Raw genomic sequence first — 13,543 nt, forward strand, 5'->3', positions numbered from 1 at the left:
GCAGGAGCCATGACCGATCCAGCCATGACCGATCCGCAGAACATCGACCCTCTGAACACGAACATCACCGGGCTCCTCCTCGCCGCCGGCGGCGGTCGCCGCCTCGGCGGCCGCCCGAAGGCCCTCCTCGACCACCAGGGCCGCCCCCTCGTGGAGCACGCGGTCCGCGTCCTGCGCGAGGGCGGCTGCACGCGCGTGCACGTCGTGCTGGGCGCCGACGCCGATGTCGTACGCGAGAAGGCCTCGCTCCCCGGCTGCGTCCTGGTCGACAACCCGGACTGGGAGGAAGGGATGGGTTCCTCGCTGCGGGCGGGCCTGCGCTCACTGCGCGGCACCGGCGCGAGCGCCGCCCTCGTCTCGCTCGTCGACCAGCCGGGTATCGGCCCCGCGGCGATCGCCCGCGTGCACGCCGCGTACCGCTCGCCGGCGACCCTCGCGGCCGCCGCCTACGACGGGGAGCGCGGCCACCCGGTGCTCTTCGGCGCCGACCACTGGGCGGGCATCGAGTCGAGTGCGGTCGGCGACCGCGGGGCGCGCGCCTATCTGAAGGAACACGCCGGGGAAATCGTGCTCGTCGAGTGCGGGGACGTGGCCCGTGCGTACGACATCGACACCCCCTCCGACCTGGTCCACCTGGAGTGATCGGCATGGCACTCAGCGACACGTTCTGTTGATGAGGAGAATCTCGACATCAACAAACGATTGAACTTCCACCATGAGGAAACTAGTATCCACTGTTCAGAAGCACCCGTTCCCTCACGTGGGGCCCGCGGCCGTATCTCGGCTCCTGTGGCACTGAGTGTCACTGAGAATGCCCGGCGGCAGCCACGGCACCTGCGCGTGAAGCTCGCTGAAGGAAGTGACAGCTCATGTCCGCACCAGCGCAGTCCCCGCTGGCCATCGTCGACGCGGAGCCTCTGCCGCGGCAGGAGGAGGTCCTCACCGACGCGGCCCTCGCCTTTGTGGCCGAGCTGCACAGGCTCTTCACGCCCCGCCGTGACGAGCTCCTCACCCGCCGCTCCGAGCGCCGCGCCGAGATCGCCCGCACCTCCACGCTCGATTTCCTGCCGGAGACCGCGCCGATCCGCGCGGACGACTCCTGGAAGGTGGCCCCCGCTCCGGCCGCCCTGAACGACCGCCGTGTCGAGATCACAGGACCGACCGACCGCAAGATGACCATCAACGCCCTGAACTCGGGCGCCAAGGTCTGGCTCGCCGACTTCGAGGACGCATCGGCTCCCACCTGGGAGAACGTGGTCCTCGGTCAGGTCAACCTCTCCGACGCCTACGCCCGCCGCATCGACTTCACCGACGAGCGCAGCGGCAAGTCGTACGCCCTGAAGGACGCGTCCGAGCTCGCCACGGTCGTCATGCGGCCCCGCGGCTGGCACCTGGACGAGCGCCACCTGCAGTTCGAGGGCAAGCCGGTCCCCGGCGCGCTCGTCGACTTCGGGCTCTACTTCTTCCACAACGCCAAGCGCCTCATCGAGCTCGGCAAGGGCCCGTACTTCTACCTCCCGAAGACGGAGTCGTACCTGGAGGCCCGCCTCTGGAACGACATCTTCGTCTTCGCCCAGGACTACGTCGGCATCCCGCAGGGCACCGTCCGCGCCACGGTCCTCATCGAGACGATCACGGCCGCGTACCAGATGGAGGAGATCCTCTACGAGCTGCGCGACCACGCCTCCGGCCTCAACGCGGGCCGCTGGGACTACCTCTTCTCCATCGTCAAGAACTTCCGTGACGGCGGCTCGAAGTTCGTCCTGCCGGACCGCAACCTGGTCACGATGACCGCCCCGTTCATGCGGGCGTACACCGAACTCCTCGTCCGCACCTGCCACAAGCGCGGCGCGCACGCGATCGGCGGCATGGCCGCGTTCATCCCGTCCCGCAAGGACGCGGAGGTCAACAAGGTCGCCTTCGAGAAGGTCAAGAACGACAAGGACCGCGAGGCGGGCGACGGCTTCGACGGCTCCTGGGTCGCGCACCCGGACCTGGTCCCGATCGCGATGGCCTCGTTCGACGCCGTGCTCGGCGAGAAGCCCAACCAGAAGGACCGCCTGCGCGAGGACGTCAGCGTCGCCCCCGGCGACCTGATCGCCATCGACTCCCTCGACGCGAAGCCCACGTACGACGGCCTGGTCAACGCCGTCCAGGTCGGCATCCGTTACATCGAGGCCTGGCTGCGCGGCCTGGGCGCCGTCGCCATCTTCAACCTGATGGAGGACGCGGCCACCGCCGAGATCTCCCGCTCGCAGATCTGGCAGTGGATCAACGCGGGCGTCGTCTTCGAGACGGGCCAGACCGCCACGGCCGAGCTCGCCCGCGAGGTCGCCGCCGCCGAACTGGACGCGATCCGCGCCGAGATCGGCGACGAGGCCTTCGCGGCCGGCAAGTGGCAGCAGGCCCACGACCTCCTCCTCCAGGTCTCCCTGGACGCGGACTATGCAGACTTCCTCACGCTGCCGGCGTACGAGCAGCTGAGCTGACACTCCGGAGTACGTTCATGACGAGGCCCCCGGCACCGCACAGCGCCGGGGGCTTTGTCGTTGGATGCCGCTTCGGGGGCCCCGTCAGGGGCGCGGGGAACTGCGCGCCCAGCCACAAACGACCCGCAGCTAACCGACGTGCCGCGACCAGTCCCGCTCCGCGCCAGGCTTCCCATGCAGATCAGGAACCCGCTTCAGCCACCCCGGGCGGCCCTTCTCAGTAGCGGCGGCACGCCTCGCATCGGCGGCCACCAGTTCCTCGCGGCTGGGAAAACCCCTCGGCAGCCACACCGCGGAGCACCTCGCGCGGGCCAGCAGAAAGCCGACGTACGCCTCCCGCACCTCCTCCGGAGACGCGAACCCCGGCTCATCGGCGAGCCACGACTCCGGCACCAGTGCGACGACCTCCCGCAGCATCGCCTCCGTGACCAGCGGCGCAAGCACCGCATCGGCGGCCACCATGTCCGGGCCATAACCCCCCAGCGCATGGTGCCGGAAGTCGTACACCTTGTCCGGCGCGGACGCGCCCCAGCGGTGATGGAACACCAGCGCCGCCCCGTGGTCGATCAACCACAACAGCGGCTCATGGATGCCGAACGTGGGCCAGACCATCAGGTTCGAGCTGTGCACCGTGCGGTCGACGTTCGCGGTGAGCGCGTCGAGCCACACCACCTTGCCGGCCTCCAGCGGGTCCACGTCCAGCGCGTCCGGCGTGAAGTCCTTGGCGCCCGGCAGCAGGTCCATGCCCAGGTTGAGCCCGGCGCTTGCGTCAAGCAGGTCCCGCACCTCCTGGTGCGGCTCGTCCGCGGCGACCGCCGGGTCGAAGTGGACGAGGACGAGCTCGGGGAAGCGCAGGCCGAGGCGGCGGGCCAGCTCGCCGACGATGATCTCGGCGACGAGCGCCTTGCGGCCCTGCGCGGAACCGGTGAACTTCACGACGTACGTGCCCAGGTCGTCGGCCTCGACGACGCCGGGCACGGAGCCCCCGGTCCGCAGCGGCTCGATGTAGCGGGTTGCAACGACCTGCCTCAGCGCTTCCAAAGGTCCCGCTCCCCCAGTTCCTCCGTGCTCAACTGGGGAGAAGCATAGTCAGGCGCCGCGGCGCCTGGCGGTCACGGGCAGACCGTGCTCCGGCCGGATGGTGATCCTTGCCAGTGGGTTGACCTGGAACCCGGGAACGGGCTCGAACTCCCAGTGCCGCCCCACGGTGGCCAGCGCCATGACGCCCTCCGTCTGCGAGAAGGTGTTGCCGATGCACTGCCGCGGACCGGCGCCGAAGGGGAGATAGGCGAGGCGCGGGCGTCCGGGCGCCACCGCGTGACCGGTGAGTGCGTCCGCCGCGTCGGCGGGCCGGGGTGTCTTGAGCCAGCGCTGCGGGGCGAAGAGCTCCGGCTGCGGCCACAGCTCGGGATCGCGGTGGGTGACCCACGGGAGGATCGCGACGAAGCTGTCCTTGGGGATGCGGTGGCCACGGAGCTCGAAGTCGGCCAGCGGACGGCGGGCCATGCCCATGATCGGCGGGTAGAGGCGCATCGCCTCGGTGAGGACCGCGTCGGTCCAGGCGAGGCGGGGCACGTCCTCGATCGTGGGCAGCCGGTCGCCGAGCACCTCGTCGATCTCCTCGTGCATCCGCTCCCGTGCCTCGGGGTGGTTGCCGAGCAGGTGGTAGGACCAGGCGAGAGCGTTGGCCGTGGTCTCGTGTCCTGCCATGAGGAGGGTGATCGCCTCGTCGTGCACCTGGCGGTCGTCCATCGGCTCCCCGGTGTCGGCGTCACGCGCCGCGAGCAGCAGGGAGAGCAGGTCGGCGCCCTGGCCGTCGCCCTTCCTGCGCTCCGCCATGAGCTGGTAGACGATGGCTTCGAGCCTCTCCCGGCCCTCGAAGAAGCGCTTGTTGCTGGCCAGCGGCAGCATCGACAGATAGCGGGCGAAGGGCAGCGAGTCCCAGCGCAGCGGACCCTCGTGGCGCGGCATGGCGGTGCGGATGGTGCGGGCCACATCGCTGTCGAGCGAGACGTCGAAGAGCGTGCGGGCCACGACGGCGAGGGTCAGCTCGGTCATCTCGACCGACATGTCGAGCCGCTCCCCGTCCTTCCACCCGGACTGGATGTCGTCCGAGATCTCGGCGAAGGCACGGCCGTAGCCGGCGATGCGCTCGTGATGGAACATCGGCTGGATCAGCCTGCGCTGCTTGCGGTGGAACTCGCCGTCGCTGGTGGTAAGGCCGTTGCCGAAGACCACCGAGAGCGGGGCGGCCCACTTGCCGCGTCCGGCGCTCATGGTGGCCTTCGAGAAGTTGCGGTGCGATGTGACCAGGACCTCGTGGATCTCCTCCGGGTCGCTGACCAGGTAGAAGTCACGAAAGCCGACCGGGATGTGCACGACGGGGCCGTACTGGTCGCGCAGCCCGGTGAAGTAGTCCATCGGATTGCCGGATATCGCGAGCAGGGCGCGCAGCCGCCCTGTGGGACCGGGGGCGTCGGTGGCCACGGGTGCGGTGGAGAGCTGGGTCATCGTGGTGTCACTCCCTGACGAAGCGTTGGAGGGCGAGCGCGACGTTCTGCCCGCCGAAGGCGAAGGAGTTGGAGAGGGCCGCCTGGACGTCGTACGGACGGGCGGTGTTCGGTACGTAGTCGAGGTCGCACTCGGGGTCGGCCGCGTCCTGATTGATGGTGGGCGGGATGATCCCGCGGTCGATGGACAGGGCGCAGAACGCCGTCTCGGTCGCGCCGGCCGCGCCGAGGAGATGGCCGGTCATCGACTTGGTGGAGCTGACGGCGAGATTCCCGCTGTGTGTGCCGAAGGCGGACTTGATCGCCTTCGTCTCGGCGGCGTCGGAGAACGGGGTCGAGGTGCCATGGGCGTTGACGTGGTCGATCTCGCCGGGCTTGAGGTCGGCCTCGCGCAGCGCGGCGAGCATGGCGCGGGCGGCACTCTCCCCGGAGGGATCGGGGGCGGTGACGTGGTAGGCGTCGCTGGTCTGGCCGTAGCCGCAGATCTCGGCGTAGACGTGAGCGCCGCGTGCGTCGGCCGACTCCGCGGTCTCCAGGAGCAGCATGGTGGCGCCCTCCCCCATGACGAAACCGTCCCGGTCCGCGGTGAACGGGCGGGAGGCCCGGCGGGGTTCGTCGTTGCGGCGGGACAGCGCGCGCAGGTTGGCGAAGCCCGCGATCAGCGGCGATGCGATGCAGGCCTCGGAGCCGCCCGCCAGCGCGGCCCCGGCGTAGCCGTCGCGGACCATGCGGTAGGCCTGCCCGATCGCGTCGGCCGATGAGGCGCAGGCGGTGACCGGTGCGGCGCCGGGGCCGCGGAAGCCGAAGCGCTGGGCGACCGTGCCCGCGCCCATGTTGATGATGGAGCTCGGCACGAAGAACGGGGAGACCATCCGGGGCGCCGCCACGTCCTTCAGCACCCCCGCCCGCATGGTGTCGGCGCCGCCGATGGCGCTGCCGATCACGGTGGCGGCGCCGTCCCGGTCGATGCCGTCGAGGCCCGCGCATTCCACGGCGAGTTCGGCCGCGGCGATCGCGAAGTGGCAGAACCGGTCGAGTCGTCTGGCCTCCTTGGGGGTCAGCCAGTCGGTCGGGTCGAAGTCCGTCACCTCGGCGGCGATCCGCACCGGAAGGCGGTCGGCGTCGAAGCTCTGGATCGGTCCCACGCCGGAGGTTCCGGCGAGCAGCCGCGTCCAGACCTTCTCGGTGCCGACGCCGAGCGGGGTGACCATGCCGATGCCCGTCACCACCACCCGGTGGCGCCCGGGGGCGGTGCTCATACGGGCTCACCCGGCTCGGCGAGCCCGAAGAGAGACTCCATCCGTATCGCGAGCTGGACATCGCCCTGGATGTGCAGCCGGCCGTTGAGCAGCAGATCCATGCCCTGGGTCGTGGCGGAGGCCATCTCGACGAAGCTGACCGCGTCGAGGGCGAGGGTGACCGTGGGGGCGCCCGAGCTCCCCGTCTCGCGTACGTCGCAGGTGTCCTCGGTGAGTACGAGGTCGTACGCGACGGTGCCGGCCGGCGGCCTTGCCACCTCCCAACGGGCGGTCTGCGGCCCGTCCATGGGGTCTCCGGTGTAGCGCTCGGGCATCCGCTCGAAGGCCGAGCGCAGCACGGCCTCGCCCTCGGGTGTGGCCAGCCAGGCCGCCAGGTCCTCGCGCGGCAGCCCGTCGAGGGCGGCGCGGACTTCGGAGAGTGCGCCGGAGCGCAGTGCCGCGACTCGCTCCGGGGAGAACAGGGACGCAGAGGTGGGTTCGGCCGTCATGAGGGCTCTTCCGCTCGTGCGGGCACCGGCCCGCTGCTGACTATTCGGTCGACGGCCTCCCGGAGTTCCTGCCGTGGTGCGACGCCGGGCAGCCGGGCGAGGACATGGCCGTCGGGCCGTACGAGAACCGCTTCCGGCCCCTGCAGGGCGTAGCTGTCGGCGAAGGCTCCGGTGACATCGCGCAGTTGGGGCCCGTCCGCGGTGATCACGGCTGCCGTGAGGGGCAGGCCCACGACGGTCGGTGTCTCCCGCGCCACGTGCTGCCAGACGGCTCCCGCCGCCCCGGTGAGCAGGGCGAAGCCGGTGCGGGCCAGGTCGGTCGTGGAGATCCGGTCGCCGGCCCGGTCGAGCCAGGCGTGCGGGGCCCGGTGGCCGGCCTTGGCGGTCGGCAGATAGGTGACCACGTCCTGGACCACCGGCTCGCCGGGGTCCGGTGCGTAGGTGAAGCCAAGCGCCTGCCCCTCGAAGTCGAAGTGTGGCCGGTGCTGTTCGATGGTCCGGGCGAACTCCGCCCGGTCGGCGTCGGACTGGAGCAGCGCCCGCTTCTGGAGGGCGTTGCTCTCGCTGTGCCGGGCGTTGAACTCCGCGACCGGGCGCCGCTCACGCTCGTACGAGTCGAGCAGCGCGCCGGGGGCGCCGCCGCGCAGCACCGCGGCCAGCTTCCAGGCGAGGTTGTGGGCGTCCTGGATGCCGGTGTTCATGCCGAAGCCCCCGGTGGGCGGGAAGGTGTGGGCGGCGTCCCCCGCGGCGAGCACCCGGCCGTCGGCGCTGCGCCAGGAGGCGAGCCCGGTGGAGCCCATCACCCAGTTCCGTACGGAGTGGATGCGCAGCTCCCCGATCGCTTCGCCCGACTCGCCGATGGCGGCCTCGATCAGCTTGTGGTGATCGACTTCCTGCTCGAAGTAGGTGTGTTCCTCGTCGGGGGTGAGGGCGGGGATCTCCAGGAGCCATTCGCCGCGCTTGGGGTCCACGGTGATGAGGACGCCCCGCACGGTGTCGTTGAGCACCCAGTACAGGGCGCTCTCCCGTCCTGCCGTCCAGGGCGAGAGGTCGGCGCTGAAGTGGATGTCGAGGAGCCTGCCGAGCGGCGTGGCCGTGGTCCGCCGCAGGCCCACCGTCTCGCGCAGCGGGCCGTGCAGTCCCTCGGCCAGGACGGCGTAGCGGGCCTCGACGACGGTGGGGCGCTCGCCCGATGCCGTCACCCTGACGCCGGACGGAGTGCGGGTCAGCTCCTCGGCCCTGACGCCGCGGATCACTCGTGCGTTCTCGGGGAGCCGGTCGACGAGCAGCGCCTCCACCCGGTTCTGCGAGCAAATCACGGGCAGGACCGGGCTGTTGACCGCCCGCTGCATCAGGGCGTCCGCCGAATCGATGACGTCGAGGGCGGCGAGTTCGGTGCCGGCGAGCTCGGTGCACCAGGTGATGCGTGCCGTGTTCTCCAGGGGCACGCCGGCGCGGCGCACCTCGGTGTCGACGCCCAGGTGCCTGAGCAGCTCCATGGTGCGCGAGTTGATCACCGTGGCGCGTGGGTGACCGGATGGCGCGGGGCGCTCTTCCAGGACGACCGTACGGACGCCGTGTCCGGCGAGAAAGTGGGCCGCTGCGAGGCCGGTGGGCCCGGCACCGACCACCACGACATCGGCCTCCACCAGCTCGGTGGCCTCCGGCGGACGGGATTCGGTTGCGGTCATCGGCGCACCTCCGCAAGACCGGCGACGACGGGCGCAAGGCGCCGGGCCACCGCGGCGTCGAAGCCGGCCTTGAACAGGACGCGGGCGACGACGACCGCGGGCAGCCCGGCCAGGATGGCGCCGAGCAGCCAGACCACGAACACACCGGTGAGCGCGGTGCGTTGAGCCTCGCCACGCCGGCCGCCGGCGCGGATGATCCGGCCCCAGACCCGGAAGACCTTCCCGGCAAGGAGGTCGGCCGCGGCCAGCGGAGGGTGCACGGGGGCCGCGTCATGGGTGGCGAGCACTTCGCGGACCCGGTCGGCCAAGGCTGCCTCCTCGGAAGCGGTGCGGGACGCGGGTCCGGCTTGCTCCGAAGCGAATTCGGGGCGCGGCGGGGCGAGTTCCGCAATGCGCTCGCCGAGCAGCGCAAGCCGGTCCAGCTCGTCCGTGCCGACACCGGCGCGCGGGAACCCCCAGGACGCCTCCCGCTTGCCGGCGAGCAGCCAGCGCAGCGTGGTGACGAAGGTGATCCCGGCGGACGCGGTGTCCACGGCGGCGATCGTGCCCAAGTAGCGCCCGCCCGCGGCCTGGAGCAGCCGCTGCACCTCGATGGCGGCCGAGTACCACATGTTCCGGCAGGCCACGAGGCCGACGACGGCACGCCCGTCGAACGCCTTCGGCTCGGCGCCGACGAGCGCCCGCATGGGCAGCGCAGAAGCCAAGTACCAGACGGGGAAGGCGAAGACGACCAGGTCTGCGTCGTCAACCTCGGCCACCGGCGGCCGTGCGGTGATCTCGGGTGCCGCGTCGGGGTCGACGGAGGCGGGGAAGACACCGAAGAATCGGCGCACGGGCCAAGGGAAGGGAAAGGGTTCCCGCGGCCTGATCTCGACCTTGCGTATGTCCCAACCCGCCTTCTCCAGCGGGTCGGTGACGGCGGAGACGGATTCCAGGAGCTGACCGGTCTGTGAGTACCAGTAGACCGTCACTCGGGGCTGTGCACCCACGGCCTCAGGCCTCCCCGGCGGAGACGGCCGTCAGATGCGCGAAGGACACCGCGAACCGGCCGGACTCGGGGACCATCACCAGGAGCTTGTCGCCGGGGGACACCAGGCCCTCGCCGAGCATCTCCTCCAGGATCACGTAGATGCTGGCGCAGCCCATGTTCCCGACCCGGGTCAGATTGCTGTACCACTTCTCGATGGCGGGGCCCCTGACCTTCTTCTTCTCGATCTCCTTGAGCACCATGGACTTCATGCGCTCGCTGGAGTAGTGCGCGGGGAACCAGGTGAGCTCGTCCGGGTCGAAGCGGCCCTCGTCGAGCAGCCGCTGGTACTCCTTGACCCCGAGCCGCACGAGATGCGGCAGCAGGCCCAGGTTCTGGCGCAGCGCAAGGGCGCCGTCGGCGGCGGCCTCGGCCGCGGAGGGGTAGTCCCACCAGGTCTGCTCCGCCGAGTTGTCGGCCGAGCCCATGTACATGCAGGTCTTCTCGGTGTTGGCGTACGAGGTGAGCGAGATCCAGTCGATGCGCAGGCTCACCCCGTCGGCCGCCGGGCGGTCCTGCACCACCGCGGCGCCGGCGCCGTCCGAGAGCATGTAGCGCAGGAACGCCATCTCCATGGCGATGGCACCGTCGTCCGAGACCGGCCTGACGTCGGCGAACCGGTCGCTCTTCATGAATCGCGAGACCAGTTCGGACGCGGAGGCGACCGCGTTCTTCTTCTCCCCGGCCACCACTTGGAGGTAGGCGTTCTTGAGCGCCATCATCCCGGCGCTGCAGATGCCGTGGGTGGTGACGATCTCGCAGGGCGGGCTGCCCAGTTCGCCGTGGATGCCGCTGGCGATGCCGGGCGCGATGAGATCCGGGACGCCGGTGGCCGCCGCGATGAGGTCGATGTCGTCGAGAGTGATGTCCGAGCGGTCCACCGCCTGGCGGATGGCCGCGGCCGCCATGTCGGTGTTGGAGAACAGGGTCTTCTGCTGTTTGTCGATGGCGTAATGCCGCGACTTGATCCCGCAGTTGCTCAACGTCTGCTCGCGTAACCCCGAACTCGCGCGGCCCACGCTGCCGATATAGTCCTCGATCTCCTCGTTGGGCACCGGTTCGCCGGGCAGGAAGCGTCCCATGGCGGTGATGTAGGCAGGCATTGCGGAGTCTCCCCGTGATCTAGGCGGCTGCTTTGGTCTCGCACTTGGAGACGGCGAAGTCCAGGACGTCACCGACGGTGCGGAGCGAACCGATGCGCTCGTCGTCCATCGAGATGCCGTACGCACCCTGAAGGGTCTGCGCCATGGCGACGAGGTCGAGTGAGTCGATGCCGATGTCGTCGTACAGATCTGATTCCGCGGAGAGTTCATCCGGGTCGGCATCACACTTGGCCAGGAGGAATCCCGTGATATCCGCGTAGAGATCGGTCCTCAAAGACATGTTCACCTCCCGTGCCCCACCCCCTGTGAGGCACGGAATTCACTCTGACCCAAGCCGCGGGACGGGACATCGGACAGGTTCACGCGGCCGCCCTGAATATTTCCCGGGTGGTGCGGATGACCGGTCCGGCGCGTCAGGACGCGCGCAGGGCCTTCGCCGGGACTCCCTCGCCCGAGAGATCGATGCTGCCCGCCCGCACCCCGTCCCCCACGGTCAGCGCGCCCCGGCCCACCGCCACACAGGTCTCCGCGTCCAGCGTCAGGCGTGCGTCGGGTGCGTCGGGCGGGGCGGTGCGAACCAGTGCGCGCGGACCGCGTCCGTCGGCCTGCGTTCCTGGAGCTCGGGCGCGCCCCAGGTGGCGAGCGCCTGCAGGACGGGGAGCAACTCCCGCCCCCGGTCGGTCAGTTCGTACACGTACGCCGCGGCGGGCGGGGGAAGGCGGCGGCGGGTCGTCAGACCCTCGCGCTCCATGTCCTTGAGCCGGGACGCGAGGACGTCCGTGCTGACCCCCGGCAGATCTGCGTGCAGATCGGTGTAGCGGCGCGGGCCGACCAGGAGTTCGCGGACGATCAGCAGCGTCCAGCGGTCACCCACGACGTCGAGGGCACGGGCGGCGGCGCAGTACTGGTCATAGCTTCGGCGGGACCTGGGTGCAGGTGGCATGCGACGCAGTCTATGCAAGTTGTTGGACTTTCCAAGCTCAAGCTTGGTAAAACCAAGTAACTCACGTCACGGGAGGCACAGCGCATGGAGTTCCGGCAGTCCAGCAAGCTCAGCGAGGTCTGTTACGAGATCCGGGGCCCGGTCATCGAGCACGCCAACGCCCTGGAGGAGGCGGGCCACAGCGTCCTGCGCCTGAACACCGGCAACCCGGCGCTCTTCGGCTTCGAGGCGCCCGAGGAGATCGTCCAGGACATGATCCGGATGCTCCCTCAGGCGCACGGCTACACGGACTCGCGCGGCATCCTCTCGGCCCGGCGCGCTGTCGCCCAGCGCTACCAGGCCCTTGGCCTGGACGAGGTCTCCGTGGACGACGTGTTTCTCGGCAACGGCGTCTCCGAGCTGGTCACGATGGCCGTCCAGGCCCTGCTGGAAGACGGCGACGAAGTCCTCATCCCCGCACCGGACTTCCCCCTCTGGACCGCCGTGACGACCCTCTCCGGAGGCAAGGCCGTCCACTACACGTGCGACGAGTCCGCGGACTGGTATCCGGACCTGGACGACATGGCGTCGAAGATCACCGACCGGACCAAGGCCGTCGTGATCATCAACCCGAACAACCCCACGGGCGCCGTGTATCCCAAGGAGGTCCTCGAAGGCATCCTCGACCTCGCCCGCCGGCACGGCCTGATGGTCTTCGCCGACGAGATCTACGACCAGATCCTGTACGACGACGCCGTGCACCACAGCGTCGCCGCCCTCGCCCCTGATCTGGTCGTCCTGACCTTCTGCGGCCTGTCGAAGACGTATCGGGTTGCGGGTTTCCGCTCCGGCTGGCTGGTCGTCACGGGCCCGCAGCAGCACGCGAAGAGCTACCTGGAGGGGCTGACCATGCTCGCCTCCATGCGCCTGTGCCCCAACACCCCCGCCCAGTACGCCATCCAGGCCGCGCTCGGCGGCCGCCAGTCCATCCGCGAGCTCACCGCGCCGGGCGGCAGGCTGCACGAGCAGCGCGACATGGCCTGGCAGAAGCTGAACGAGATCCCCGGCGTCTCGTGCGTGAAGCCCAAGGGCGCGCTGTACGCCTTCGCGCGCCTCGACCCCAAGGTCCACGCCATTCACGACGACGAGAGGTTCGTCCTCGACCTGCTGCTCCAGGAGAAGATCCAGGTCGTCCAGGGCACCGGCTTCAACTGGCCGCGCCCCGACCACTTCCGCATCCTGACCCTCCCTTACGCTGACGATCTCGACGCGGCGATCAGCCGCATCGGCCGCTTCCTCAGCGGATACCGCCAGTCATGACAGCAGTCGGGGGTCGCGTGTCGCTCTGTCCCACCTGCCAGGTCCCCTCCCACACCCAGTTCGCTTCGGCCGATCTCGTCGAGCCCATCGTGTACGGCGGATTCGACCGCGCGGCCGACCCCGCCTGGCCCGAGTCGGGTGCCGCGACGCTCGACGACTACGCGCGCTGGTGCGGCCATCTGTGCGGTCTGACCTGCCTGCGGATGGCGCTCGGCCCGTCCGCACCGACGCTCTTCGAGCTGCGGGACGGCGCGCTGAAGTACGGCGCGTACACGGAGGATCCCGACGGCACGATCCGCGGTCTGATCTACGCGCCCTTCGCGGAGTACGTACGTGAGGTGCACGGCGTCAACGCCACGGTCCACCGGCACCTTACGGTCGATGAGATCACCGGGCTGCTTGACCAAGGACGCCAGGTCATGGTCTCGGTGCACTACGAGATCCGCCGTCCGCACCGGCAGTCCCCCGGGCGCGGCGGCCACCTGGTGCTGGTCACGGGACGTTCCCCGGACGGCGGCCTGCATCTGCACAACCCCTCGGGGATCGACGCGGGCACACGGACGGCGGACCTGACCCTGGCCGAGTTCGAGCCATTCTTCGCCGGGCGCGGGGTGTCCCTGCACTGACAGACGGTCACCCTTGCTGCCAGGATGGCGCGATGATGCGTGGAGGCAAGGTCGCCATCGTGGGTGGGAGCATCGCCGGATGCGCCGCCGCACTCGCCGCGCACCGCG

General features: G+C 70.2%; 12 protein-coding genes and 1 pseudogene. 4 read left to right on the forward strand and 9 right to left on the reverse strand.

Annotated elements, in window-relative coordinates; genetic code table 11:
- The first annotated feature begins 24 nt into the window (after positions 1–24).
- Positions 25–642 carry a nucleotidyltransferase family protein gene (locus AB0G47_RS06620; RefSeq protein ID WP_360765143.1) on the forward strand — a complete coding sequence of 206 codons (618 nt, stop codon included), beginning with the start codon at positions 25–27 and terminating at the stop codon, positions 640–642.
- 227 nt (positions 643–869) lie between these two features.
- Positions 870–2,489, forward strand: a complete 1,620-nt coding sequence (gene aceB, locus AB0G47_RS06625) for a malate synthase A (RefSeq protein ID WP_360764712.1) — start codon at positions 870–872, stop codon at positions 2,487–2,489.
- A 129-nt stretch (positions 2,490–2,618) separates the two neighbouring features.
- Here the strand turns inward: aceB and AB0G47_RS06630 are convergent, their stop codons facing one another.
- The 9 genes and pseudogenes from AB0G47_RS06630 to AB0G47_RS06670 form a co-directional block, all read right to left on the reverse strand.
- Positions 2,619–3,521: a HipA family kinase gene (locus tag AB0G47_RS06630; protein ID WP_360765146.1), complete on the reverse strand. Its 903-nt coding sequence runs from the start codon at positions 3,519–3,521 to the stop codon at positions 2,619–2,621.
- 57 nt (positions 3,522–3,578) lie between these two features.
- Entirely contained in the window at positions 3,579–5,000 is a 1,422-nt protein-coding gene (locus AB0G47_RS06635) for a cytochrome P450 (protein WP_360764714.1), read from the reverse strand.
- A 7-nt stretch (positions 5,001–5,007) separates the two neighbouring features.
- Positions 5,008–6,258, reverse strand: a complete 1,251-nt coding sequence (gene fabF / locus AB0G47_RS06640) for a beta-ketoacyl-ACP synthase II (RefSeq protein ID WP_360764716.1) — start codon at positions 6,256–6,258, stop codon at positions 5,008–5,010.
- Entirely contained in the window at positions 6,255–6,746 is a 492-nt protein-coding gene (locus tag AB0G47_RS06645; protein WP_360764718.1) for an SCP2 sterol-binding domain-containing protein, read from the reverse strand. The genes fabF and AB0G47_RS06645 overlap by 4 nt, the downstream gene beginning before the upstream one ends.
- Positions 6,743–8,437: an FAD-dependent oxidoreductase gene (locus AB0G47_RS06650; RefSeq protein ID WP_360764720.1), complete on the reverse strand. Its 1,695-nt coding sequence runs from the start codon at positions 8,435–8,437 to the stop codon at positions 6,743–6,745. The genes AB0G47_RS06645 and AB0G47_RS06650 overlap by 4 nt, the downstream gene beginning before the upstream one ends.
- Positions 8,434–9,426, reverse strand: a complete 993-nt coding sequence (locus tag AB0G47_RS06655) for a hypothetical protein (protein WP_360764722.1) — start codon at positions 9,424–9,426, stop codon at positions 8,434–8,436. The genes AB0G47_RS06650 and AB0G47_RS06655 overlap by 4 nt, the downstream gene beginning before the upstream one ends.
- A 4-nt stretch (positions 9,427–9,430) precedes the next feature.
- A complete protein-coding gene (locus AB0G47_RS06660) occupies positions 9,431–10,567 on the reverse strand; it encodes a 3-oxoacyl-[acyl-carrier-protein] synthase III C-terminal domain-containing protein (protein WP_360764724.1) in 1,137 nt (378 codons plus the stop codon).
- 19 nt (positions 10,568–10,586) lie between these two features.
- A complete protein-coding gene (locus tag AB0G47_RS06665) occupies positions 10,587–10,847 on the reverse strand; it encodes an acyl carrier protein (protein ID WP_360764726.1) in 261 nt (86 codons plus the stop codon).
- A 133-nt stretch (positions 10,848–10,980) separates the two neighbouring features.
- A pseudogene (locus AB0G47_RS06670) lies at positions 10,981–11,510 on the reverse strand (helix-turn-helix domain-containing protein).
- A gap of 84 nt (positions 11,511–11,594) precedes the next feature.
- Here AB0G47_RS06670 and AB0G47_RS06675 point away from each other — a divergent pair.
- Both AB0G47_RS06675 and AB0G47_RS06680 read left to right on the forward strand, forming a co-directional pair.
- Entirely contained in the window at positions 11,595–12,809 is a 1,215-nt protein-coding gene (locus tag AB0G47_RS06675) for a pyridoxal phosphate-dependent aminotransferase (protein ID WP_360764727.1), read from the forward strand.
- Positions 12,806–13,435, forward strand: a complete 630-nt coding sequence (locus AB0G47_RS06680; protein ID WP_360764728.1) for a peptidase — start codon at positions 12,806–12,808, stop codon at positions 13,433–13,435. The genes AB0G47_RS06675 and AB0G47_RS06680 overlap by 4 nt, the downstream gene beginning before the upstream one ends.
- Positions 13,436–13,543: the final 108 nt, after the last annotated feature.

It is taken from the genome of Streptomyces sp. NPDC021622 (genome assembly GCF_040640795.1).
Classification (GTDB): domain Bacteria; phylum Actinomycetota; class Actinomycetes; order Streptomycetales; family Streptomycetaceae; genus Streptomyces.